This is a genomic window from Psychrobacillus glaciei, from assembly GCF_008973485.1.
GTDB lineage: Bacteria > Bacillota > Bacilli > Bacillales_A > Planococcaceae > Psychrobacillus > Psychrobacillus glaciei.
In genome coordinates this window covers 2,117,471-2,141,588 of sequence record NZ_CP031223.1, presented here as the reverse complement: position 1 = coordinate 2,141,588, position 24,118 = coordinate 2,117,471, and the positions used below count along the sequence as shown (strand labels likewise).

Annotated in this window: 25 protein-coding genes, 2 pseudogenes and 2 riboswitches; of the genes and pseudogenes, 23 read left to right on the top strand and 4 right to left on the bottom strand. The window is 35.4% G+C overall.

Annotated elements, in window-relative coordinates:
• The first annotated feature begins 101 nt into the window (after positions 1–101).
• The 19 genes and pseudogenes from PB01_RS09925 to PB01_RS09835 all read left to right on the top strand — a co-directional run bounded on the left by PB01_RS09925 (position 102) and on the right by PB01_RS09835 (position 17,421).
• The gene (locus tag PB01_RS09925; protein ID WP_151700064.1) at positions 102–842 is read left to right on the top strand and encodes a class I SAM-dependent methyltransferase; all 741 of its coding nucleotides are present in this window, start codon (positions 102–104) and stop codon (positions 840–842) included.
• A gap of 141 nt (positions 843–983) precedes the next feature.
• Positions 984–1,115: riboswitch (FMN riboswitch) on the top strand.
• A gap of 144 nt (positions 1,116–1,259) precedes the next feature.
• Positions 1,260–1,393: riboswitch (FMN riboswitch) on the top strand.
• 153 nt (positions 1,394–1,546) lie between these two features.
• Positions 1,547–2,185 (top strand): riboflavin synthase, encoded by a 639-nt coding sequence (gene ribE / locus PB01_RS09920; protein ID WP_151700063.1) that lies wholly within the window; start codon positions 1,547–1,549, stop codon positions 2,183–2,185.
• 21 nt (positions 2,186–2,206) lie between these two features.
• Positions 2,207–2,794, top strand: a pseudogene (gene ribB / locus PB01_RS09915) (3,4-dihydroxy-2-butanone-4-phosphate synthase); the annotation flags it as partial.
• Positions 2,795–2,857: 63 nt separating this feature from the next.
• Positions 2,858–3,322 (top strand): 6,7-dimethyl-8-ribityllumazine synthase, encoded by a 465-nt coding sequence (ribH, locus tag PB01_RS09910; protein WP_151700061.1) that lies wholly within the window; start codon positions 2,858–2,860, stop codon positions 3,320–3,322.
• A 144-nt stretch (positions 3,323–3,466) separates the two neighbouring features.
• Positions 3,467–4,003 (top strand): DinB family protein, encoded by a 537-nt coding sequence (locus PB01_RS09905; protein WP_151700060.1) that lies wholly within the window; start codon positions 3,467–3,469, stop codon positions 4,001–4,003.
• 294 nt (positions 4,004–4,297) lie between these two features.
• Positions 4,298–5,578: a Y-family DNA polymerase gene (locus tag PB01_RS09900; RefSeq protein WP_192797535.1), complete on the top strand. Its 1,281-nt coding sequence runs from the start codon at positions 4,298–4,300 to the stop codon at positions 5,576–5,578.
• A 283-nt stretch (positions 5,579–5,861) separates the two neighbouring features.
• Positions 5,862–6,335: a DinB family protein gene (locus tag PB01_RS09895; RefSeq protein ID WP_151700058.1), complete on the top strand. Its 474-nt coding sequence runs from the start codon at positions 5,862–5,864 to the stop codon at positions 6,333–6,335.
• 230 nt (positions 6,336–6,565) lie between these two features.
• Entirely contained in the window at positions 6,566–7,300 is a 735-nt protein-coding gene (locus PB01_RS09890) for a DUF5694 domain-containing protein (RefSeq protein ID WP_151700057.1), read from the top strand.
• Between the two features lie 89 nt (positions 7,301–7,389).
• On the top strand, positions 7,390–7,818 hold the full coding sequence (locus PB01_RS09885) for a PH domain-containing protein (RefSeq protein ID WP_151700056.1): 429 nt from the start codon (positions 7,390–7,392) through the stop codon (positions 7,816–7,818).
• Positions 7,819–8,191: 373 nt separating this feature from the next.
• Positions 8,192–8,665, top strand: a complete 474-nt coding sequence (locus tag PB01_RS09880; RefSeq protein WP_151700055.1) for a DinB family protein — start codon at positions 8,192–8,194, stop codon at positions 8,663–8,665.
• 189 nt (positions 8,666–8,854) lie between these two features.
• Complete coding sequence (locus PB01_RS09875; RefSeq protein WP_151700054.1) at positions 8,855–9,301, top strand: hypothetical protein; 447 nt, start codon at positions 8,855–8,857, stop codon at positions 9,299–9,301.
• Between the two features lie 20 nt (positions 9,302–9,321).
• Complete coding sequence (locus PB01_RS09870; protein ID WP_192797534.1) at positions 9,322–10,377, top strand: DUF1835 domain-containing protein; 1,056 nt, start codon at positions 9,322–9,324, stop codon at positions 10,375–10,377.
• A 223-nt stretch (positions 10,378–10,600) separates the two neighbouring features.
• The gene (locus PB01_RS09865; protein WP_151700052.1) at positions 10,601–10,816 is read left to right on the top strand and encodes a hypothetical protein; all 216 of its coding nucleotides are present in this window, start codon (positions 10,601–10,603) and stop codon (positions 10,814–10,816) included.
• Between the two features lie 55 nt (positions 10,817–10,871).
• The gene (locus tag PB01_RS09860) at positions 10,872–11,369 is read left to right on the top strand and encodes an NUDIX domain-containing protein (RefSeq protein WP_151700051.1); all 498 of its coding nucleotides are present in this window, start codon (positions 10,872–10,874) and stop codon (positions 11,367–11,369) included.
• A 584-nt stretch (positions 11,370–11,953) separates the two neighbouring features.
• A protein-coding gene (locus PB01_RS09855; protein WP_151699902.1) for an IS3 family transposase occupies positions 11,954–13,119 on the top strand; the annotation gives its coding sequence in 2 pieces (ribosomal slippage) (positions 11,954–12,230 and positions 12,230–13,119; 1,167 coding nt in all).
• Between the two features lie 15 nt (positions 13,120–13,134).
• Positions 13,135–13,608 (top strand): NUDIX hydrolase, encoded by a 474-nt coding sequence (locus PB01_RS09850; protein WP_151700050.1) that lies wholly within the window; start codon positions 13,135–13,137, stop codon positions 13,606–13,608.
• 1,000 nt (positions 13,609–14,608) lie between these two features.
• Complete coding sequence (locus tag PB01_RS09845; protein WP_151700049.1) at positions 14,609–15,100, top strand: sigma-70 family RNA polymerase sigma factor; 492 nt, start codon at positions 14,609–14,611, stop codon at positions 15,098–15,100.
• Positions 15,101–16,411, top strand: a complete 1,311-nt coding sequence (locus tag PB01_RS09840; RefSeq protein ID WP_151700048.1) for a DUF4179 domain-containing protein — start codon at positions 15,101–15,103, stop codon at positions 16,409–16,411.
• A gap of 299 nt (positions 16,412–16,710) precedes the next feature.
• Positions 16,711–17,421 (top strand): class I SAM-dependent methyltransferase, encoded by a 711-nt coding sequence (locus tag PB01_RS09835; RefSeq protein WP_151700047.1) that lies wholly within the window; start codon positions 16,711–16,713, stop codon positions 17,419–17,421.
• 480 nt (positions 17,422–17,901) lie between these two features.
• On the opposite strand, the gene PB01_RS09825 is transcribed toward PB01_RS09835, so the two are convergent.
• The 3 genes from PB01_RS09825 to PB01_RS09810 all read right to left on the bottom strand — a co-directional run bounded on the left by PB01_RS09825 (position 17,902) and on the right by PB01_RS09810 (position 20,894).
• Entirely contained in the window at positions 17,902–19,092 is a 1,191-nt protein-coding gene (locus PB01_RS09825) for an oxalate decarboxylase family bicupin (RefSeq protein ID WP_151700045.1), read from the bottom strand.
• A gap of 663 nt (positions 19,093–19,755) precedes the next feature.
• A complete protein-coding gene (locus tag PB01_RS09815; RefSeq protein WP_318837542.1) occupies positions 19,756–20,202 on the bottom strand; it encodes a ribosomal maturation YjgA family protein in 447 nt (148 codons plus the stop codon).
• A gap of 161 nt (positions 20,203–20,363) precedes the next feature.
• Positions 20,364–20,894 carry a DUF4269 domain-containing protein gene (locus tag PB01_RS09810; RefSeq protein ID WP_151700044.1) on the bottom strand — a complete coding sequence of 177 codons (531 nt, stop codon included), beginning with the start codon at positions 20,892–20,894 and terminating at the stop codon, positions 20,364–20,366.
• A 286-nt stretch (positions 20,895–21,180) separates the two neighbouring features.
• Here PB01_RS09810 and PB01_RS09805 point away from each other — a divergent pair, with 286 nt between their 5' ends.
• From PB01_RS09805 to PB01_RS09790, 4 genes and pseudogenes are all read left to right on the top strand, one after another.
• Positions 21,181–21,387: a helix-turn-helix transcriptional regulator gene (locus PB01_RS09805; protein ID WP_225986239.1), complete on the top strand. Its 207-nt coding sequence runs from the start codon at positions 21,181–21,183 to the stop codon at positions 21,385–21,387.
• A 180-nt stretch (positions 21,388–21,567) separates the two neighbouring features.
• Entirely contained in the window at positions 21,568–22,062 is a 495-nt protein-coding gene (locus PB01_RS09800; protein ID WP_151700043.1) for a DUF2208 family protein, read from the top strand.
• Between the two features lie 50 nt (positions 22,063–22,112).
• Positions 22,113–22,439: pseudogene (locus PB01_RS09795) on the top strand (YnfA family protein).
• Between the two features lie 14 nt (positions 22,440–22,453).
• Entirely contained in the window at positions 22,454–22,669 is a 216-nt protein-coding gene (locus PB01_RS09790) for a cysteine-rich CWC family protein (RefSeq protein ID WP_318837540.1), read from the top strand.
• A 62-nt stretch (positions 22,670–22,731) separates the two neighbouring features.
• Here PB01_RS09790 and serC read toward each other — a convergent pair whose 3' ends face one another.
• Positions 22,732–23,829, bottom strand: coding sequence for a 3-phosphoserine/phosphohydroxythreonine transaminase (gene serC, locus PB01_RS09785; protein ID WP_151700041.1), 1,098 nt, complete (start codon positions 23,827–23,829; stop codon positions 22,732–22,734).
• Between the last annotated feature and the right edge of the window lie 289 nt (positions 23,830–24,118).

The following is a 24,118-nucleotide window of genomic DNA, read 5'->3' as shown; positions in this document are numbered from 1 at the left end:
TGAACTACAATTTATCGGAGGGCATTATATGCTGCTTTACAATTGATTCATCCTGATCGACCTTATTGAATGAAAAAAATGTTGAATAAGGAGTGTTCAGTATGGAATGGGTAAAGAATTTTTACGACAAACAATTTCAATTATATAAAGACGGCTTTAAAGGCCCGAACGAAGAGCATGAGGAAATATTGACGAAAATAGAGACTTTTGCTTCTAGACCTTTCCAGTCCATTTTGGAGTTAGGTGCTGGAGGCGGTGAGTTTGCAATAACAGCTGCTAAAAAAGGATATGATGTTACAGCTGTAGAGCTAGTAACATCTCGAATTGACTACATGAAAAAGCTGAAAAGCGAACTTAGGCTAATCGGTGATCTTGAAATCATCGAGGGGGACTTTTATAAGGTCGAACTTGATAAATCCTTTGACGTTATTTGTTATATAGATGGATTTGTCATTGGTGATGATCAAGATCAACACAAATTATTAAAACGATTGAGCAATTGGCTAAAACCCGATGGATGTATATTAATCGATATTTATACTCCTTGGTATTGGGCAAGTGTTGCAGGCCAAAAGATGAGGACAGGAAGTACACTACGAAAGTATGACTTTGATTTCATGAATTGCCGCATGCTTGATACTTGGTTTGATGAGGATGGGAAAGTTACTCAATCTTTAAGATGTTATTCTCCTCAAGATTTGAAAATGTTATTAGAGAATACTGACCTTATGCTTGTCGATATTAAACCTGGTGGGGCGATGAACTACAAGACTTGGGAGTATCATGAGAATGTTGACTTAAATGAAGCAATGTCTTATATGGTTAAACTAGTAAAAAAATAATATGTAAAGAAAGTAGATGGACAGGCTGAAATAAGTCTGTCTTTCTTTGTGTTCACTTTCAAGAAAAGAAATGAAGCAATTTAAGTTTATTTTTATACATGAAAATTTTCTCTTAAAGTGCTATAATTTTTTTATAGATGAATAGTCCTTCGGGGTCGGGTGAAATTCCCAATCGACGGTGATGAAGCAATTCTAAGCCCGTGAGCCTTTTTTAAGGCAGGATTTGGTGCAACTCCAAAGCCGACAGTATAGTCTGGATGGGAGAAGGATGTACGAGCAAGCTTATTTTCTTATGGAGAAAAATACACTTCCATACGTTTATTTGTTGTTGCGTAAATTGTAATTTTCCTAATCACCCCGTAGAGATATATCTATGGGGTTTTATTTTTGAATAAAACCTAGCAAAATTTCATACATGTAGTCCTTCGGGGTCGGGTGAAATTCCCAATCGACGGTGATGAAGCAATTCTAAGCCCGTGAGCCTTTTTTAAAAGGCAGGATTTGGTGCAACTCCAAAGCCGACAGTATAGTCTGGATGGGAGAAGGATGTACGTGCAGGCTTATTTCCTTATGGAGAAAAATACTACTTCAAGAGGTCTATTTGTTGACGCGTAAAACATAACTTTCCTAAATCCCCCTTAGAGATGTTTCTATGGGGTTTTAATTTTGAGTAAAAATTTCGAAATAGAAAAGAGGTGTATTTAATGTTCACGGGAATTGTAGAAGACTTAGGCAAGGTTAAATCGATGAAAAGCGGACTAAATAGTATGCAGTTAACGCTGGAATCTAAAAAGATTGTAGAAGACATCCATTTAGGCGATAGTATTGCGGTTAATGGTGTCTGTTTAACAGTCATTTCCTTCTCGAATAATCTCTTTACAGTGGATGTTATGCCAGAAACAGTAAAGTCTACAAGCATTCAATCTTTACAAATTGGTCATGCGGTTAATTTGGAGCGTGCAATGCCTGCAAACGGTCGATTTGGCGGTCACTTTGTTTCCGGACATGTGGATGGAACCGGCGTCATTTTAAGAAAAAGAAAAGTCGAAAACGCCGTATACGTGGATATTGACATTAGTGAAGAACTAAGTAAATTTTGTATGCTAAAAGGTTCGGTTGCAGTAGATGGCATTAGTTTAACTATTTTCGATATAAAGCCAAAGCAGCTGACTGTTTCCCTTATTCCACTTACATTTAGTGAAACACTTCTCGGCATTAAACGAGAGCATGATGTAGTGAACATTGAAAATGATTTACTTGGCAAGTACGTGATAAATCACTTGGAGCGAAAGAAAGAAAGTTCACCTATCACAATGGACTTTTTAAGGCAAAATGGATTCTAACGAAAAGGCGGTACGTTACATATGTTCAATACAATTGAAGAAGCAGTAGAAGATTTAAAAAAAGGAAAAATCATTATTGTTGTAGATGATGAAAGTAGAGAAAATGAAGGAGATTTTCTAGTGTTGGCAGATTATGCGACCCCAGAAAACATTAACTTTATGGCAACGTATGGTCGTGGGTTGATTTGCACACCTATAACCCAAAAGTTAGCGGATCGTCTTGATTTGAATCCGATGGTCCAACACAATACGGACAATCATCAAACAGCCTTTACTGTCAGTATCGATTATAAAACGACGGAAACAGGTATTAGCGCATTTGAGCGCTCCGAAACGATGTTGCAGCTATTAAATGTAGAATCAGTTAGCTCAGATTTCCGCCGACCTGGTCATGTGTTCCCACTTGTAGCAAAAGAAAATGGTGTGCTAGAGCGTCCTGGTCACACGGAAGCTGCCGTTGATTTTGCTAAACTTTGTGGAGTTCAACTAGCCGGAGTCATTTGTGAAATTATGAGTGAGGATGGTTCCATGGCGAGAGTTCCAGAATTACATACTATTGCGGAGACTCATAATTTAAAGTTTGTAACGATTGAAGCATTAGTGAAATATCTAAATGAACAAGAACAAACAGTTTGATTAAATATAAAAATGAACTAATAGGAGAGATGAAGAATGGGAAAAGTATTTGAAGCAAATTTAATAGGTACAGATTTAAAAATTGGTGTAGTTGTTGGTAGATTTAATGAATTTATTAATGGTAAATTATTGGACGGTGCATTGGATGGCTTGAAACGTCATGGCGTTGCAGAGGAAAATGTAGATGTTGCGTGGGTACCTGGTGCATTTGAAGTTCCTTTTATTGCAAAAAAGATGGCAGAAACGAAAAAATATGATGCAATTATCGGTCTTGGTACTGTTATTCGTGGTTCTACTACACACTACGATTATGTATGTAATGAAACTGCTAAGGGCATTGCAAGTGTCGGTTTATCTACTGGTGTTCCAGTTATGTTCGGCATTGTAACTACGGAAACAATTGAACAAGCGATTGAACGTGCTGGTACAAAAGTAGGGAACAAAGGATATGATGCTGCAGTGTCCGCAATTGAAATGGCGAATTTGAATCGTTTATTTTAAGAAAATTAGCAATTAAATATACATCTAAGGACAGGCTGAAATGAGTCTGTCCTTTTTGCAATCATTGATTATATACGAAAGGTATTATTAAATATGATACGATATGTTTTATAGTGTAGAGAAGTAATAAAAAGGAGAATATGTATGCACAAATTGCTAAAGAAAAATGAATACGCACCATATTATTCAACTTATGTACAATTGGTAGCTGAAGGGGATTTCATACAAACTTTACAACATCAAATTGAAGTGACTATTACCTTACTGCAAGACATTTCTGATCAGCAAGCTCTTTACCGTTATGCGCCTGAAAAATGGAGCTTAAAAGAAGTGATTGGGCATATGGCAGATACAGAGCGTATCATGGGATTTAGGCTACTCTCCATAGCTCGAGGCGAAACCGTAGCGCTTCCTGGTTATAATGACAATGAATATGTTCGAAATGCATCTTTTGATAAGGAGTCAGTAGAGGATCTTCTCCAAAATTTGTATATAGTTCGCCAATCAACCATTCATTTAATTAAAAGTCTATTAAGCAAAGATTTTCTGCGCCGTGGAACAGCAAACAATTCCGAAGTAACAGTACGTGCACTAATCGTTATTATTGCCGGTCATGAACTGCATCATTGTAACATAATTAGAGAACGATATATTTCTTCCGAAGCTTACCCAAAAAGCTAATTTAAATCCAACTAGGAAATATTCAGCATTACTAAAAATACCAAGAAGAATTTAATAGTCCATTGCCAAAGTGCGTTTTGATTTATTTATTTATTTATTTCAAAATGCACTCTTTTTGTATTGGTCTCGGTTCGGCTACATTTAGTCTCGCTCACATAGTGATTGGTACCGGTTGGGATCAAATTGGTTTCGCTTGTGTTTGAAATAGTCTCGATAAGCCTTTTTCTGTAAAATACAAAACTATTATTTACCATTGAATAAGAACGAACGTTTGTAATATACTATTAAGAACAAATGTTCCTTTTAGAGGGGGTGGATATCGTGTACGAAGGGTTAGAAAATCGAAAAATTATATGCATTGATATGCGAAGCTTTTTTGCAAGTTGTGCGGCAGCGGATGCTGGGCTCGATGTGATGACAGAGCCTATTGCTGTGATTGGTAATTTAGAGCAAAAGGGGAGTATTGTACTGGCTGCTTCGCCGAGAATGAAAAAAGAATTCGGTGTGAAAACAGGAACTAGGCTATTCGAAATTCCAGATCATCCGTCTATTCATTTAATCGAACCAAAGATGGAGTTTTTTGTTCGAGTTTCCGTCGAAATAGTCCGTTATTTAAATCAGTTTGTTCCAAATGAAGCGATTCATGTGTATAGCGTGGATGAATGCTTTGCTGATCTAGGTGGAACCGAAAAACTTTGGGGACCAGTAGAGAACACAATTAAGCGCATACAAGATGGGATGTATAGTCAGTTTCAATTGCCATGTGCAGTTGGAATGGGACCGAATATGCTACTGGCGAAGCTGGCGCTAGATTTAGATGCGAAAAAATCAGGTTTTGCCAAATGGATGTATGAAGATGTTCCCAAAAAGTTGTGGCCGATTTCCCCTTTAAGTAAAATGTGGGGAATTGGCTCACGCCTCGAAAAAACATTAAATAATATGGGTATTTTCACTGTAGGACAGTTAGCACAAACTTCTTTAGAAATATTGGAAAGTAAATTTGGTGTGATGGGAAACCAGTTATATTACCATGCTTGGGGGGTAGATCTATCTGAACTTGGTGCACCTCTAGTAGAAGGACAAATTAGTTACGGGAAAGGGCAAGTACTGTTTCGGGATTACAGAACGAAAAAAGAAGTAATGGCGGTAGTACTTGAGATGTGTGAAGACGTGGCAAGACGAGCAAGAGAGGCAGAAATGGTTGGAAGAACGATACATCTTGCTGTTGGATATAGTAAAGAGGCTTTCGGAGGAGGATTTGACCGTTCTCGCTCAATTGAAGAATCAACGAATGCCACGATGAAAATATATAAAGTATGTGATCGGATTTTTGACGAGTTTTATGATCATCGTCCCGTTCGCAGATTATCGATATCTTTAACGAATTTAGAACCGGAGCACTCGATGCAACTAAGCTTATTTGAAGAAGATAAATGGAAAGTACGGAAATTAGGAAAAACAATGGATGACTTACGAAGCAAATATGGCTCCTCTGCAATTTTACGTGCAGTGTCTTATACAGAAGCAGGAACGGCGATAAAACGAGCTGGATTGCTTGGTGGACATAAGAAATAATAGAAAGATTGAACCTTATACCGGTTCGATCTTTTTTTGTTGCTTGATCTCTTTCCTGAGGAAGAAGGTTGGAGCTACATGAAAATTTGTGGTGTTCATATATATGAGTGTTCCGCTAACCAATGAAAGTATCTCACCAAACTTGATTTTCTTGTTTTAAAAGGGTTTTCTCACCTAATTGTGGAATAGGTATATTAGGTAGATGAGCGCGAATGAAAAGTAAAGGATAAATTATTTATAGTTAGTATTGGCAAACTAAAAAAATTAAAAAGGTGGAGTTAATTTGGAACAAACAATTTTTCAACATATGGAAACAGTGCGTGGCATAACGGAGGAATCTATAAAAAAGATACCAGAAGAGTTAGCTGATAGAGTACCTATAGGTTTTAACAATAGTATTCGTTGGAATTTCGGTCATATTGCGTTTATACAGGAAAGGCTCGTATTTGCAGTTTTAGGGGAAAAGATGAATGTGCCAAGCAATTATGAAGAACTATTTAGCGGTGGAACTAAACCAGCTGACTGGAAAATAACTCCGCCATCATTTGCAGATATTCTTTCTGTATTAACCGAACAAAAATCAAGAATAAAGGATGCTATTGAAGGAAATATAAACGAGCCACTACCAGATCCATTTACAAACCGATTAGGCATCACATTTCATACCAGAGGGGAGACATTTCTCTTTAGCTTTTACCATGAAGCAATGCATATGGAAGCGATTAAAAGAATCTATCGTGCGATTACGGTGGAATGAAGGGATATTCTCCAATGTCCCAAGTGATTTTTGTCAGATAAGCGTAAGCGTCAAATAATGCCTACTTGAAAAAATAAGTCAACAATATTTGGCGCTTGCAATTAAACAATTTTATTATCATGAACCAGCAAAAATTAAGAACCATAAGATGAACTTAGTGATAATATAAATTAATTGAAAGAATAATAACAATTTCCGATTATAAACTAATAAGCGAGTGGAGAGTTAACATGAGACCGGAAGTGATGATCGTCGGGGTGTATCATTTAGGAGACACATCGGATTTAATCAAGTTTGAAAGTAAAGATGATAATGATTTAAAGCTACAAGCAAAGGAAGTCGTTGACGCACTAAGTCGGTTTAATCCCACAAAACTGGCTGTCGAAGCTGAATGGGAAGTACAATCAAAGTTAAATGAAAGTTATCGGAAGTACCAATTAGATGATCCGAAACCAACGAAGAATGAAATACAAATGATCGGTTTTCCTTTAGCTAAAAAATCGGGGTTAAGCGAAGTTTCTTGTGTCGATTGGAGAGGTGACGATAATGAAGACACATCATTAGAAGATATACTTAAGTATGCAGAAGAATATGAACCTGAACGCTATAAGAAAATAATGACAACGTATGTAGAACCGATGCAACGCGAATTTGAAAAATTATCCCAGCTCTCGATTTTAGAAGGTTATAAGCGTGTGAATGAAGCAGAAACTGTTAAAAAGATGCACCAAGTTTACATGGAACTCGCGATGATTGGAAAAAAGAAAGATTATTACGCAACAGGTTGGTTAACTTGGTGGTACAAACGCAACTTAATTATTTACACGAATGTGCGAAGGCTGATTTCAAATCCACAGGATCGGATTTTGCTATTGGTCGGCGGCGGCCACGTTCATCTTATTAAACAATTTTTGGAGGAATCCGAGGTGTGTACAGTGATTGATGCGAATGAATATTTAAATTAAGGTGTTTTAGTAGCCATGGTTTCTTTTTTTAAAATGAAACCATTATGATAAGTAACTGTATAATACTAAAAGAAAGGTGTGATTAACTAATGGTTTTCCGTTCAAAAGGAGACATTTCTTTTTTTACACTTATATTTTTAGTAGTTTTAATAATGGCTAATATACCACTGCATCCTGTTTATAAAGAAGTATCATTATCAATTATAATTAATATATTTGGTATCTTTATAATTTCATTAGGTTTTATATTGTGGTATGGAGCTTCTATTAAATATGTTTTCTGTAAAGATTATCTATTAATTAAAGGCGGGCCATTCAGAAGGAAAATTCCGTATCAAAACATAACAAAGGTTTCTCCAAAGACAGATGGATTCACTGGTTATCGAATTTCATCATTTGATAAGGGACTTGAACTATTTTTGAAATCAGCAAACCTTGGAAGTATAAAGATTTTACCAATGGATAAAATGGAGTTCATCACCGAGTTAAGAAAAAGATGTTCTAATACACAAATTTAAAAGTTCGAGTAAATGGTGCAAACAAATTTGATCCTAACTAGGGTCTTTTTTTATGCACTTTTCAACATTTGTACTGTTGCGTAAGTTTATTTGAAGAAGGTGATTGGAAGGAACGAAAAATAGGAAAACAATAGATCTGCTACGAAGTAAATAATGACCCCCAGTAATTTTGCGTGCAGTACCTACACTGATGCGGGAAACGTAAGAAATAGAGCGAGATTACTGAGTGGACATAAAAAGTAAAAAGAAATTAAAGGGAAATTCAAAAATTTATCGAAGTAAATGAAAAGGAATATGTTCAATAACAACTGATTGAATATCGAGTATCCTATTTTTTAGAAATTACTATTAGAGTAGAAAAGAGGACTTTTAAATGGAACAAACAATTTTTCACCATATGGAAACTGTGAGAGGAATAACGGAGCAATCTATCCTAAAGATACCAGAAGAACTTGCGGATTTAGTACCAAAAGGTTTTAAGAACAATATTCGTTGGAATTTCGGCCATATAGCATATATTCAGGAATACCTGGTCTATGGGGTATTAGATGAAAAGATAAATCTCCCGAAAGAATATAGAGAATTTTTTAGAGCAGGAACTAAGCCAGCTGATTGGATTGAAACACCTCCTTCATTAGCTGACATTTTTTCCGTTTTATCTGAACAAAAATTAAGAATCCAACAATCTCTTGAAGGGAACATGCATAGAAAACTACCAAAACCAATGACGAACCATTTTGGCAACACATTTCACACACTTGGAGAAACATTTCTTTTTAGCTTTTACCATGAAGCACTTCATATGGAAACGATTAAAAGAATATATCAATCTATTTTGGTGGATTAAAATGAGTTTGCTTAATGAACATAAGAAATAACAAAAAGATCAAACGGTTGCATGCGTTTGGTCTTTTTTATATTCAATTTCCCCTATTAAAGAAGGATTTTACAGTCTCTAAGAAGAATATAATATGAGGGGAAATTTCAATGAAAAGGAACTATTTGTATACAACAAATGAAGGGATAGATAAAAGAAATGTGGAAAACTTTCACAAGAAAATTAAAAGCATTTGTTCCATATTTTTTCGTTATGATCGTCCTCGGCAGTTTGTCGTACATCCTCGTTTACCAAGCTTCTTTTTTGCCAAATGGTTATAAGATTATTTCACAACAAAACAACGAGTTAACGATCAAATTATTTAATTTAATTGGCAAAGAAAAAAGTATCCAAACCATATCACTTGGAAAAGATGATGCATGGAAAGTGGAACAAATCGAATATGACGTTAAAAGACAAAATGATTCTTTATGGATGATTTTTTCATTCGTAAGTATATCAGCGACTTTAATCGTCATGTACGTGCGAAATGGTATGCGTGTTTGGAAGGCAATCTTTCAAAGTAATCTGATCTTTGCTATATTAATTCCCCTCGTATCTTTAAAAAGCGCATGGCATAGTATCCAAAGTTTGATTTCTCGATGAAAGAAAGGAGAATTATTTCAATGACAGAAAAAATCAAAAAAGTCGTGGAGCATTTGACGGAGAAAGAAGCAAAATCACTTCTATTTCAACATCTTTCGCTAGTTCAAATGCTAGAGGAAACGGACTATACGGAGGAACAGTTTTTAGAACATATGAAAAAAGAGTATCAAGGACTATTGCGATTTCTTTCCAAACCAAGACAAAAAAACTATACAACAATACATATCGTTTTCGGATATTCACCAGCAGGTAGCCTCAAAGTTGCACTACCAAGAGAAGAAAAGATCATTGTATTTTCCGAACTTTTTTCAATTGGTCCCGTACATCTACTACATACTAAAAAAGGACTGGAGCAACGAAGAAAATGGTTGTTCCAACATATTAATTTAGACGAACAATACATCCATGAATACTTAGAGAATTATCAACAACTGGTAGCGGAAATAAAGAACATACCCGATCACATGCCAATTTACATTTGGACAGCAAACAATGCACACGAACAAACAGCTGCACGATTTGTCCTACACTCACTACAAGACAAACAAAACGACATTCACCTTCTGAATGTAAACGAGGCTTATCAAAATCACTGGTCAACTCCTCCCAGGGAACATTATCCTTTGGGTACTGGAGAAGTAGCACCGGAAAAGTTAAAAATAATCTATGAAGCAAATAAATGCGGTCAACCGTTAACAAAGGAACTTCGCAACAAACTGGCAAAAGAATGGGAAAAACTTTCGAAAACAACAGAAGTACTCCGCATTTGGGGAGACGACGAAATAAAAAATGTACCTGAAAATTACTTCGATACATTCATCGTAGATAAAGCCCGTTATCTACATAGTGAACAAACTAAACCCGAATTTATGAAATCTGCTCGACTTATTGGAGAAGTACTTGGACATGTAAACCAATACATCGGTGACGAATTCATAGAATACCGTTTACGACAGCTAATATTACAAGGAATATTTGAAATAGAAGGTGTACCAAAGGCGATGAGATTCTATAGTGTGAAATTGAAAGAGGAATATAATTCAACAAATGGGGGGAGAAATAAATTCGTAAATTGAAAAAAATACTTATAATATTATTTCCACAATTTCTTTTAACGGCTTGTGCGGATATTACGTATAACGATTATAAATTTACCGGAGAAAGTGAACATTGGGAAGCGGAATATTCCTATAAGGGAACCGAACACGGGGAGTAGATAACGGCATAGGAACTTATTCGAATGAGGAAAATTATAAATTTACATTAACATATAAAGGTTCTATAGAGGAGTTATCTTCCATGCGAAGATTGGAATATTCTTATAGTACACTTCACAGTAATGGAAAAAGTATAGAGGAGTTCACTGTACCCAATACAATGAAAATATTTTCTTCTTCAGGGGGCTCAAAAAACGGGGCTAAAATAAATGAAGATGAAGTGATACTAGTAGAAGTAAAATGGGATGATGTGGAAGAATCGATTTTACTGGACAATAAAACGTTGACTACTAAATAAATCTGTTTACTTGATTACTAGTAGATTTATGAATTTTTAAAGGGGAAGATTTCTAATGAATAATCAAATATATGTTAATTGGGGAGGAAATCAAGTTAGCCTTAGATGGCATCCCTACAAAAATATAAACCAAAGTGAAATAGTAACTAGTGTTCATAGTTATTGTTTTAGCCAGGGTAAAGTGTTATTAGTTCAGGTGAAAGAAAGAGGATTTAACATTCCAGGTGGGCATGTAGAGTTCAATGAAACTCCTGATGAAGCGTTGTGTAGGGAGGCTTACGAAGAAGGTTATGTTTCAGGGGAAATTAAGTATATTGGTGCGATTGAAGTCAACCATAAAGATAATCCTAACTTTGAACAAAATGGACCCTATCCGCTTATAGGTTATCAATTATTTTATAGAATGGACGTTGAAAAGTGCTTTCCGTTTTTGCGAGTAAATGAAACGACATCCCGCATTTGGGTTGAACCAGAAGAAGTTCCATATGTGATGAATGACCATGAAATATCGCTGTTAATCTTAAAAGAAGCCCTAAAAATTGATAATACATAAAATCATAATATATTCGAGTAGAAAATAAAATGACAGTCCATATGGAGTCTGCAAACATTAATGATTTCAATGCAGTTAATTTAATTGTGAAAGAAGGGTACGGTTAACAAGCTGAGGCATTACCTTATATCTTCAAAAAAATAGAACAAGTAATGCCTGATACTTACTTTCAAGAATTACTAGAGGATCCTAATAGTGAAATATTACTTGCAAAAGTAATGAAAAGTACCAACTTCTCATTTTATACTGAACTATTAGATTGATGGTGTATTTAGCACTATGTTTTTAATAAAGATAGAACTCTACAAATTTATAGATATGGCATTTCTTTTTATATAACCGTTTCCCTTATAAAACCGTATTTTAAACAAACGGGGATAATTTGTTTGAAAACACAAAATTACGAATGGTATGGCTATCTAATAATGCACTTTGTTACTTAATGATTATTGGCTTTTCAACTTAATAAATAGATTATCAATATGGGTAATAGTAATTGGACTAACCTAAAATAGTGAGACAATATAAAACACCTTCGGTAATGGTACACTTAAAACAAGTACTTAAATCGGAGGTGTTTTTGCATGGGCAAAAACGTGTATACAAGCGAGATTAAATGGGCAGTCGTCAAAGAAAAAATGAGTGGTAAACTAACAACGAAAGAAATTATGGAGAAATACGGAATTAAGAATAAATCTCAAGTTGAGACATGGATGAGATGGTATAGAGCGAATGAAATTCATCGTTTTGACCAACCGATTGGGAAACAATATACGTTTGGGCATGGGCCTGATTTTAAAAGTGAAGAAGAGAAGAAAGATACGCAGATGAACCATTTAAAAATGGAGAATGAGATTCTAAAAAAGTATTTGGAAATGATAAAGGAGTTGAAAAACACATAGTTCTTCAAATCGTGGAAAAGTTCCGGAAAAACTATACAGTAAGTGTCATTTTATCAGCCTTAGAAATACCACGTTCCAGCTTTTATCGTTGGTTAGCTGAAGGTGTTGAGAAGATTTTAACCTTAGCAGAAGAAGCAATCATCGAACTATGCAAGAAAACGAAATACCGCAATGGTCATCGTAAAATAAAGGCGTTATTGAAAAGAGATTATGGAATTAAATTAGACCGCAATACCGTTCAGAAAACCATGCAAAAGTTTCATCTTCAATGCAAAGTAAAGCAAAAAAGAAAATGGAAATCTCAAGGTGAGTCAGTAGTAATTGCCCCAAATGTATTGAATCGTAACTTTATAGCTAGTAAACCGAACGAAAAATGGGTAACGGATATTACGTATATTCAATATGGTAGCGTCACATTATATCTTTCGACGATCATGGATTTATATAACAATGAAATTGTCACTTATAAGCTTTATAATCACCAACAGACTCCGTTAGTCATGGATACGTTGCGTGAAGCGTTAATAGCTCGCGGAAACCCCCAAGGTGTTATTGTTCATTCTGATCAAGGAAGTGTCTATACATCGTATGCTTATCAAAATGCCTTGAAGGAAAACCATTTAGTTAGCAGTATGTCCAGACGTGGAAACTGTTGGGATAATGCAGTAATTGAGTCCTTTCATTCTAGTTTAAAAACAGAAGAGTTTAGCCTAGCCAAGTTTAATTCATTAAGTAATGTCAGTGTTGTGCAAAGAATTGACGAGTATATTCGTCATTACAATGAAGAACGGATCCAAGAAAAATTAGGCTACCTTACGCCAAAAGAATTTGGCATTGCGGCAGCCTAAAAAGGTGTTTTATATGTGTCTCATATCGCTAGGTCAGTTCAAATACTTGCTCTTTTTATAATTCCTATTTTCGACACTTATCGTATACACGGTGGGTGGGTATTTCCTAGTGGGCAAGTAGAAGTTGGAGAAAATCTTATGGATGCATTAAAAAGGGAGATAAAAGAGGAAAGTGGGATACTCGTAGTTGTTTCTAATTTACTTGGTGTTTATTCCAATACAGGAATTCATAAATTTTACGATGGCATAACAGATGTTCCTATGAAGTTAATGCTAGATTATGCATGTAAACCTGTGGGTGGAGAATTGGCTATTTCAGAAGAAACATCAGATAGTAGGTGGGTATCTAAGGATAAAGTCCTTGATTTAGTAACAGCACCAGCGATCCGTACCCGATATCAAGCTTATTTGGAGTTTGATGGAAAAATAAATTATATGGAATATGTAACTAGCCCTACGTTTGAAATTAAGTTGAACAGAACTGTTTAGGAAAAAAACTAGTTATCAGGTTCTAACACCATTCTAAATTCAATGACAAGCTGATACCAAACATTTGGAAATGAGGTATGCATAATAGAAAAAAACGGCCTTTCACCAGTTGTTTTAGTAGTTTTGACAAACATTTTTTTATTGGTATAGCTCAATGTTTCTATGCTTTGATGTTAATAGACAAAAAGGAAATTACCATTTTACCTCTTTTCTTCGTTCCTTTAATTATTATGTCTATAAATTTAATCCTTTGGTTTAGTAAATTTAGAATCGAATTTTATCTGCATTGTAACTTTGCATACATAGGTTACTTTTGTTCCATTTTCATTTTTTATTTTATTAATTATATTAATGTAGATATATCAGAGTGGGCGGATTTTCCTCATGGTGAAGCGTATTGGGATTTATTTTTATTCGTCTGTATTCATTCTACATTACAGTTAGTTATTTTATTCCCCCTAAATTTTGTTACATATTTACTTTACAGAGGAGCTTACTATTTTATTAAAAGAAAATAAAGTAATATAAGTAGTCGTTTTTAGCTCTAGAAAACTATGTCGTAATAGATAGTTAAAAGTGTCGAGTACCAAGTTCTAATACAATTCTGGATTCAATAAGAACCTGGCACTTAAAATTAGATTATAAAAGTACCTTCTTTCCTTGCTGATAAGGGAAGTTGGAAAGCGAGTTCACTTACGTAGTTGAACTCGTTTTTTATTGCTTAGGAAACTATAAAATCTACGGCATGTAGAAAACTTTCTACAAGAGTTCCTACATCCAGACTCCAGCGCCTTGCCCCTCGGAGTCAAATGTGAAAAAGCTGCTCCTGTGCAAGCTCGTCGCAAACAAGGACGTTTGTGGTGGCTGAGGAGCTGCCTCCTCGCTTCTCCCCATTTGCCTGTCGAGGCAGACATAGGCGCTGCGCTTTTGTTATTGAGCAAAAATAGAATGAACGATTTATCATTTCGAACTGTCTAATAGATAACGAGGGGGTGGGAGTATGAATTTGGAAAAGCGAGCAATTGCGGGTGAAGAACAGGCGTTAATGGAACTATTGACACGACATGAAGATACTCTCTATCGGACAGCCTATGCCTACTTGAAAAATGAACATGATGCTATTGAAGCGGTACAAGAGCTGACGTATCGAGCTTTAAAAAAGATTCATAGCGTCAAAGAACCCGCATACATAGCAACATGGCTTGTTCGAATTATCATTAATATTTGTTTAGATGTGAAAAAGAAGCAAGAGAAATTTGTCTATAATCATGATGTGGAAATTGCATCGACAGATCAAAAACCATACGAAATGGCTGATATCATCGCAAGTTTGCCAACAGAACAACAGGAACTGATTTACTTAAAATATTTCCAGGATATGAAGAACGCTGACATTGCACAGTTGAAGCAAATTCCCGAAGGTACTGTGAAATCAAGACTACACACGACGCTAAAAAGATTACGCGTACTCATTGAAAAGGAGGAACTGTAAATGACTAACTTGAACGAGCAGGATTGGCAGAAGCTAACCGAGGCATTAGAAGCGATTGAAATCCCTAAAGAAGCCTTACATCAAGCACGTGTAAAAGCTGTGCATCAGCATCGGTTGACCAAAAGGAGAAAACGCCGTCTGTGTTCAGTTGCCAGTGTAGCTGCTATTGTACTGTTGCTGTTTGTAACTACAATTCGTGTATCTCCCGTATTTGCACAGGCAGTTGCTAAAATCACTGGATTTTCTTCTATCGTAAACATGATTGCTTATGATAAAGGAATCAGTGACATTGTCGAAAATAATTACTATGAAGAACTCGGAATTGTGGTAACGCAGGGCGATTATACATTGACTTTACAGAGCGTCGTAGCTGATTATTCGGGCATGACAATATTCTATAATATTGAATCAACCTTTGAACTTTCGAAAGTGAATATAACTTCTTTTGGGGTGTCTCAACAAGGCATTCCATGGGGTGTCACAAGTTCCTACAATAGCTCTCTAGTGGATGGAACGTTACGTGCAGACAAAGTTGAAATTATGTCTGTTGATGAATTATCATATGACAATATGACATTTGAATTTAATTTGCACTTGAGTGATGCAGCAAAGACAAATTTCGCCGTGCCATTCACACTTACCACACCTATTGAACAACCAAAAGTATATGATGTGAACCAAGCCGTTGTCGTAGATGGTCAAACAATTGACATTAAACAGTTGAAAATTTCGCCGTTACGTGCAGAAATCCGATTAGCTGCTGACGAACAAAACACGATGCAATTACTAAAATTCACATCGGTCCGGTTAATTGATGAGAATGGCGAAGAATGGGGGAAACCAAGTGGTGGAGGAATGGAGTTCGGCAATTTGCGTAACGGTGAAGTGAGCCTGTTTATACAAAGCAATTACTTCAGGCAGCCGAAAAAATTAACGTTAGTGATGGAGTGGATTGAAGCACTTCCAAAAGGCTCCGACTATATCGAAGTAGATTTTGAACAAAAGAAAGTACTATATGTGCCTAGTGAACTGGATATCGATGTTCAAGTACCGTCACGCAATACATTGGAAGTCACTTATCCAACTGGAACTGGCGGTGGGCAACTATTGGATGGGATAGTGGATCAAGAAGGCAATGATTTCAGTAATAATCTAATCGAAATGCATGTTGTTAAAAGAGAAGTACCTTTTTCCACATGGGTCTTTACATTTGATTATGATATTGCAGTGAATCCAATTCGACTCTATATTAATAGCTATCCATTGTATTTGGACGGCAAGGTAGAAATTGATATTCCACTTAATGAATAGGCTTTTACCTCTTTAAAAATTGTAACTTTAAAAATACAATAAGCGCCACCGCTATGAGCAAGTAAGTCCTCATAGCGGTGGCGCTTATTATGTTTTAGGCTCGATCAATATACTCAGCAAACGTATAAACACTATAATTCAAGCTGCTTTTCTAAACCATTTTGAACGAAGGTCTCCGTTTCCTACACAATGATGACATATCTTATTCAAACAAAAAAAGAAGGTATTTAAAATAATTTTGTTGAATAAAGAAAGTTATGTAAAACTGCAATGTAAAATATTTCTTTTTGGGGTGTATTATGAATTATAAAGTAAAAGAAAGCTATAACCAGCTTGCAAATGATTATGAGCACAACGTAGATAAAATGAGCCTATTTAATACGGAATATGAAAGACCAGCGATGATAAAACTACTTCCATCTGATATAAAAAATAAGAAGGTTTTAGATGCAGGATGTGCAGCAGGCTGGTATATGTCTCAATTAATTAATTTAGGCGCTAATGTAATTGCTACTTATATAAGTCCGAAAATGGTGGTGGCTACTAAACGTCGTGTTGGAGAAGATGCGAAAGTTTTGTGTTTAGATTTAGAGAATGAATTACCTTTTGAAGATAAATCTTTTGATTTAATCGTAAGCTCTTTAGTTCTTCATTATATAAAGGATTGGAGCAAGCCTTTTAGCGAGTTTCGCAGAATATTGAAACCACGTGGGACATTGCTTTTTTCAGTTCACCATCCATTCATGGATATTAAATTATCCAAAAACGATGATTACTTTTCAAATGAATTGATAATTGATCAATGGGAAAGAGAAGGTAATTTGATTGAAGTACCATTTTATCGACGTCCTCTTCATGAAATAATGAATGAAACCCTTGCGTACTTTACGCTTAAAAAAGTAAATGAACCACAACCTACAAAAGAATTTCAAATGAAAGAGCCTGTAAAGTATGAAAAATTAATGAAGAATCCACATTTTATGATTGTAAAAGCAACGAATGATAAATAGATATAGAATGTTATTATTGGAATTATTGTTCGTTTTATTACTTTTCATACTTGTATCGTAAATCATTTAATTATTTTAAAGTTAATGGTGGTGTTGAGTTGAATTACTTTATTCTGTTATTTTCTTTTTTAGTTTCGACGGTTGCATCTGTGCAGATACTGAAAAGCAGAAACAACAAGCGGTTGGCGATGTTATTGGCTTTTTTTATAAATGTTTTTGTTATAATTACAGCAACTTGTTTTTTATATAGCTTAAATGAAGAAGCAAGAATGTTTGGCTTTGGTTATTCTGGTTTATTAATGTTGATTTTTTCGATTCCAGTAATAACTTGGATAAACTTCTTTATTCTTCTGTTTGTAAAAAAGACTCCACACCTTTGGAAAGCTAGAAACTAGACTTGTTGCTAAAAACAAGTCTAGTTTCTAGCTGTTTCCGAGAATATTAATGACCCCTTATTAGTGACTAATGCCTGTTCAAATCTTATTTGGGGTAGTAGGAAAACCCAGGATATTTGACGACCGGATATTTCACTTTGCGGAGATCATCCATTAATTCTGCTCCAACATGCAAATTGTCTCTAACCAGATCGCTAGGGGTAAGCGCCATCCATTGATTTAATGACACATCGACAAAGCGATCGCTCTTGAACATTTCCAAAAACCATAACGTTTGATCCCCAGTATTCTGAATATAGTGCCCACTAGCAAATGGTACATAACCGACATCACCAGCTCTATAATCAAATGTACGGGCTCTGCCATTTCCAGCAAATACCGTCATACGTCCCTGTCCTGAGAGATAATATTGCCACTCATCATTATTCGGATGCCAATGTAATTCTCTCATTGCGCCAGGTTCAATCTCAACAAGTGCAGCTGCGATATTTTTAGATATAGGAAAATTAGAAGAGTCTACGATTCGTACGCTGCCCCCAGGTGTCTTAATTGGTTTTTGTGCAAGCAGCTGATGTATGAAGCTTTGGGGTATATTTCCATAAGGGGAATCGACTTTCTGACTTTCAAGCGGACCAGGCACATTGTCTTGATAGATATAGACCTGCCCAGAAGGAATGTGGTCAAAGACACTAATGGGTACGCCAAAATTGGCAGATAGTACATCCTTTGGAGTGTGAGCAAACCAATCGGAAATGGATAAGGTGTTCAGATCCGAAAAAGTCCCGTCGTCAAAGACAAGCAGAAATTCGCAGTGTTCTAACCCTTGAATGGAATGTGGAAGACCAGGTGGAAAGTACCACAGGTCACCTGGACCAACATCTGCAATGAAATTCCGTCCTTCTGAGTCGATTGACGAGATACGCGCTCTACCTAATATCATATAGGCCCATTCCGCTTGCTGATGCCAATGTAATTCCCGAACTCCACCAGGTGTCAAGCTCATATTTACACCTGCAAGTGTAGTAGCTACGGGGAGCTCCCTAACGGTGATTTCCCTTGACCATCCTCCTAGATTTAATTTCATGGAAGTGTCCGAGAATGAAAATTTTAGATTAGGGAGCAAGCCAGCATCCGTTTTCGGTGGAACGAGTAAGTCAGGGTTTTCAAAATCCCGCAAAATATCCCTTGGACCGGTATCATACCCTCCAGTACCGTCATTTCGGATAGGCTGGGGCACATTTTCGTACATACTATAATCCTGTTTCGGGTTTTCCATTTCATAAACTCCTCTCGTTAGAAGGCATTCGTTACATAATCTGATATATGATGCCGCACCTACGTAAATGACCAAATAAAAGCTCTTATTCAGATAAGGTATTTTTTATCAAAGAGGTTATTCTACAATTAAATGATTGGACGAATTAGTACATATGAATAATCTGGTATGGTAAAATTCCTAATAATGAGTATTAGAAACGATGGTAAAACTAGTGGGATTATATAGTGAACAACGGTAGGTATAAAAGAATGAAAATTAACTCGAAACTAATTCCATTGGCGAAAATTGTAATCCTAATATTTGGTGGGACTTTTACTCTTCGATATTTTAGAACAGGTGAACTTTTGATAGACCAAATTATAGGGCTTTTCTTAGGTATAGTATTACTACTATCCGCAATAGTATGGAGAAAAAACAACAAAGAATCTAATTACTAAAAATTTAGATGATATAAACCTTGTCATATACAACTAAAAAAAATTACCCGTCCCTGTCACGATGGATAGGATGATTTACTTCGTAGATGCTGATCGAGTTTCGAGCGAAACATTATATTAAAAAGACTGACTAGTGTTGAGGCACTAGTCAGTCTTTTTAATATAATCATTTCCTACCACTGAAGAATTTTTCAATAAGAAAACCCGTTAGCAGAATTTACTTTTATTCAGCTATTCTTTTGATATATCTTTGATGAATTAATACAGGCAGCATCTTGTCCAAAACAGTAGCAAACATAATTCCTACAGCATATCGAATCAGGTCCACTTCAAGAAATCCTATACCTAAAATCAAAGCTCCGAGCAAAGTATTACGAATTTGATTAATCCATTCTGCTTGATACAGCTGACTGATTTCAATGCCAAAACTGAAAGAGAAACTAAGCCAGATTGCTGTCAGCAAGCTTTTACGTACTAGAAGGAAACGAAACCCGAAATAGACCATCATAGCCCACATAACATCCCCAGCATTCTGAGCAACAAATGGAAGAAGAGATTGGCTGTATTTTCTGGAGGATAGACCTAGTAAAATGGTAATAACAACAGCAAACATATAAACTATCCTCATATTACGGTAACCCAGTTTGATATATTCATTTTTAGAAGGCAATTACATCACTCTTTAACATGTATTGGTATTCATTTATTTTGAATATACAAGTAGCTAATGATAGAAGCAAGTTTTATTGGTTCTTATTCACTTAATATGATACGTCAAATCTTATCCATTTCCTGTATGCAAATAATATAGTTGTTTATTTAATAAAGAGATCAAATGATTTGTTTACTTTTACCGAATTCTAAAAGTGATTCATACGGATCACCTTCTAACCCCAGAAGTTTGCAAAAAGCAGGCTCCGTTTTAAGACCTTGTTCTTTTAATTTAATTACTTCATCTTTGAGACAAGGATTATGATTGAGTATTGTATTTTCAATTATCATATGGATGTATGCATATTGTTCTTTTACTGGTTGTGGTTGACCAAATATTTCAAATTCGAACCCCTCAAACGTAAAATTGGCTTTAATTACTGGTACATTTCTGATTGAAGTTTTTTTAAGCTTGAAATCATGGTGATTTCCAAAGAACGCAGTAACCTTTTTCTCAAAAGAAGTGAACTCTACAACATTCATAATAATATCTAGGTCGGAACCTAAAATATCAATTCCTATAGGTAAAGTACCACAAAGAATGGGATGGTATTCAGATAAGGAATGAATGATTCCCAAATTTTCAATTGCTAAAAAAGCACGCTTTTGATTTTTATTTCCGAATTGTAAATAATCTATTGTTTCAAACATACAACTCCTCGCTCTCTTTCAAAGATGTATTCTGTTAAACCATTATTTGCTGTGAGAGAGAAGGTTTTCAACCATTTGTTAATGATTTGAACTCTAACACTTTTTATATTTATTGTAACAAAGTAGCGCGTATTTCACTAAATGTTTCCAAGTTTGATTGTTGATTTTCTGAAATAGATCCTTTTTTTACAATTCCAAGTAAAGTGAACTAATCATAAAGTAAAGGAAACTATACAAAATGACCAGTAAACTATACAATAAAAATAGAATGTTTGGAGGGAGCAGTTTGCTAAAAAATCGTGTGAAAGAATTAAGAGCAAGATTTAATTTGACGCAAGGGGATCTTGCAGAGAAAACAGGCGTAACAAGGCAAACAATTGTTTCATTGGAAAAAGGAAATTACATACCTTCATTGCTACTAGCAATGAATATCGCAGAAGTGTTTGGGGAGCCTATTGAACAGATTTTTTATAAGAAGGAAGACCCAAAATGAGGATGTATATTACTGTTACTTTGAGGCAGTAACTTTACATACCTCTCGCTATAATAGTTTATGACTTTGTTAAAATGGTGCAAAATTTCCAACCCCTTCGATACCAGTTTTGGTTCTTCTCATATATTTAGTTACATTTAGAAAATTACATGCTAGATAGAAAATACGAGGTGGGAATTGATGAAAAATTTACTTATAACAATTGTTTTACGAATACTTCTAATTATTTCTTTTGCAATCTTTGCATTCGTTCTTGTTAAAAATGCGCAGCTCTCTGATATGTTTTTAAAACGTGAAATAAGCTTTGAATATTATATGGAAAATGAGGTTAATACCGGATTGTACAATGTAGTTGCTCTATTTTTTGCTACTTTAAACTCATGGTACACACACTATCAATCAAAAAAACGTAATAATGGTAGAATAATAATGAAAGAAATAGTCATTCCTGAAATGATTCATGATGATGAAAGGGAATCTGAAATAACAGGTAAATCAGCAAAAGCAGCATTTTCTATCATGTTTGTTTTTAGTTTTATTTTAATGGCTAGTTTTTCTTTAGTTCCATATGCTTTGAATAATCCGTTATCTTATGCAGTCTTTGCCATTGCTTCTCTTCCAATAGTAGGTTTTATCGCTTATTTCATAGTTTCTAAGGTACTTTATTCTCGGTGAGAGATTATGAAAAATTAGAATTAATAAGTGTTCAAGGAAGTGATAGGGAAATGTTTTATGCAATTATATTATTTATTTTCGCTGGGCTTGCTGAAATTGGTGGTAGTTATCTCATTTGGTTATGGTTAAGGGAAAATAAGCCGGTTTATTGGGGGGTTTTTGGAGGGATGGCTTTGGCACTATATGGAGGCATCGCTACATTTCAGTCATTCCCATCGTTCGGTAGAGTTTATGCAGCATATGGAGGGGTTTTTATCGTTCTATCTGTATTATGAGGGTGGGGCGTAGATAAAAAAACACCGGATGTATATGACTGGATAGGTGCTGCTATATGTTTGGTGGGTGTCTGTGTGATGTTGATGGCACCAAGGCATTAACAACATAACAATGGATGGTAAAGGAGCGTTTTGTTATGTCTAATAAATATTGTCCTATTTGCGGTGAAGAAAATAATAGTAAGATGGAGACAGTTGAGCAAGGAAGCTGTTGGTGTATGAATGAGGTTAGATTTCCTAATACATTGTTAGAATTGGTTCCATTCGAAACAATAGTAAAGCAATGTATATGTAAAAAATGTGTAGACAAGAATGGGATATATTCATTTTAATAGACATATAAACTAAAAAAGGCCTGTCATTCAAGCACTATGAATGGTAAGCCTTTTTTACATTAATTATGCTTGTTCTGAAATTGAACCATGAAGTCACTAAGTGCTTGGCAAGCTTCTAATGGGACTGCGTTATACGTAGAAGCTCGGCAACCACCTACAGAGCGATGTCCATTTAAACCGACAAAACCAACTTCTTTTGCTTCGGATAAAAACAGTTTTTCTAATGATTCATCAGCAACTCGGAAGGTGATGTTCATAAGTGAACGGCTTTCTAATGTTGCATGCCCAGTGTAAAAACCGTTGCTATTATCAATTGCATCATAAATTACTTTCGCTTTAACCTCATTGTTTTTAGCAATTACCTCTAGTCCACCTTTTTCTTCTACCCAGTTGAGTACTTCACCTAGCATATAAATACCAAATGTAGGTGGTGTGTTATATAAGGAATTACCATCTACATGTGTACTGTATTTTAAAATAGTCGGAATTTCCTCATTTGCTTTTACAAGTAAGTCTTTGCGAACAATCACAACGGTCACACCCGAAGGTCCAAGGTTTTTCTGCGCACCAGCATAAATCATGCCAAATTTACTTATATCAATTGGCTTCGACATAATATCACTCGACATATCTGCGATTAATGGAATCTCACCAGTGTCAGGAAAAACAGACCACTGCGTACCGTAAATCGTATTATTCGATGTTACATGAACATATGCGTCGTCTAAATGAAACTGAAGCTCTTCTAGTGTAGGAATGTTTCGGTAACTATTCGATTTTGTACTTGCTACTTCATATGGTTCCCCAAATAGTTTAGCTTCTTCTAATGCTTTCTCTGACCAAGAACCCGTCATTATGTATCCCGCTTGTTGGCCAATTTTTAAGAAGTTCATAGGTATCATCGAAAATTGAAGGCTAGCTCCACCTTGAAGAAAAAGCACTTCATAATTATCTGGAATAGAGTATAGCTTTCTCAATCGAGAGATTGCTCCATTATGTATATCTTCAAATGGAGCACTACGGTGACTCATCTCCATAATAGACATACCTGTCCCACGGAAATTAACAAGTTCCTTTTGAGCTTTCTCTAGAACTTCTAGAGGTAGAGCGGAAGGACCTGCATTAAAATTAAAAGTCCGTTGATTTGATTGATCCAAAATAAACACTCCAGTCGAATTGATTCATTTTTATTTATTATATACGCTTTTACTTGCTAGACAATGAAACTAGCGAAATTTTTTTAAAAAAGTGAATAAATTGTTAACGTTACTAAACTAACAATGTAAAAATAACAGAAATGCCTTAAGACGTTGTAAAGGATAAGCACTTTCTATGTCTGATATCACTATATAGGTTTAGATAAATCCAATTTAGGGGTTTATACCATTTGTATAGGGGCGGATAGCCTCGCTTTAGGAGCATATAGCACGGATTTATGGGTTTAGA

Excerpts from the sequence above, each read along its gene's own strand:
- PB01_RS09825 (WP_151700045.1), bottom strand. The coding sequence starts at position 19,092 with ATGGAAAACCCGAAACAGGATTATAGTATGTACGAAAATGTGCCCCAG.
- PB01_RS09880 (WP_151700055.1), top strand. The coding sequence starts at position 8,192 with ATGGAACAAACAATTTTTCACCATATGGAAACTGTGAGAGGAATAACG.
- ribH (WP_151700061.1), top strand. The coding sequence starts at position 2,858 with ATGGGAAAAGTATTTGAAGCAAATTTAATAGGTACAGATTTAAAAATT.
- PB01_RS09810 (WP_151700044.1), bottom strand. The coding sequence starts at position 20,894 with ATGTTTGAAACAATAGATTATTTACAATTCGGAAATAAAAATCAAAAG.
- PB01_RS09840 (WP_151700048.1), top strand. The coding sequence starts at position 15,101 with ATGACTAACTTGAACGAGCAGGATTGGCAGAAGCTAACCGAGGCATTA.
- PB01_RS09905 (WP_151700060.1), top strand. The coding sequence starts at position 3,467 with ATGCACAAATTGCTAAAGAAAAATGAATACGCACCATATTATTCAACT.
- PB01_RS09860 (WP_151700051.1), top strand. The coding sequence starts at position 10,872 with ATGAATAATCAAATATATGTTAATTGGGGAGGAAATCAAGTTAGCCTT.
- PB01_RS09870 (WP_192797534.1), top strand. The coding sequence starts at position 9,322 with ATGACAGAAAAAATCAAAAAAGTCGTGGAGCATTTGACGGAGAAAGAA.
- PB01_RS09790 (WP_318837540.1), top strand. The coding sequence starts at position 22,454 with ATGGTAAAGGAGCGTTTTGTTATGTCTAATAAATATTGTCCTATTTGC.
- PB01_RS09885 (WP_151700056.1), top strand. The coding sequence starts at position 7,390 with ATGGTTTTCCGTTCAAAAGGAGACATTTCTTTTTTTACACTTATATTT.
- PB01_RS09925 (WP_151700064.1), top strand. The coding sequence starts at position 102 with ATGGAATGGGTAAAGAATTTTTACGACAAACAATTTCAATTATATAAA.
- PB01_RS09835 (WP_151700047.1), top strand. The coding sequence starts at position 16,711 with ATGAATTATAAAGTAAAAGAAAGCTATAACCAGCTTGCAAATGATTAT.
- PB01_RS09900 (WP_192797535.1), top strand. The coding sequence starts at position 4,298 with ATGTTCCTTTTAGAGGGGGTGGATATCGTGTACGAAGGGTTAGAAAAT.
- PB01_RS09890 (WP_151700057.1), top strand. The coding sequence starts at position 6,566 with ATGAGACCGGAAGTGATGATCGTCGGGGTGTATCATTTAGGAGACACA.
- PB01_RS09800 (WP_151700043.1), top strand. The coding sequence starts at position 21,568 with ATGAAAAATTTACTTATAACAATTGTTTTACGAATACTTCTAATTATT.
- PB01_RS09865 (WP_151700052.1), top strand. The coding sequence starts at position 10,601 with ATGCGAAGATTGGAATATTCTTATAGTACACTTCACAGTAATGGAAAA.
- PB01_RS09845 (WP_151700049.1), top strand. The coding sequence starts at position 14,609 with ATGAATTTGGAAAAGCGAGCAATTGCGGGTGAAGAACAGGCGTTAATG.
- PB01_RS09875 (WP_151700054.1), top strand. The coding sequence starts at position 8,855 with ATGTGGAAAACTTTCACAAGAAAATTAAAAGCATTTGTTCCATATTTT.
- ribE (WP_151700063.1), top strand. The coding sequence starts at position 1,547 with ATGTTCACGGGAATTGTAGAAGACTTAGGCAAGGTTAAATCGATGAAA.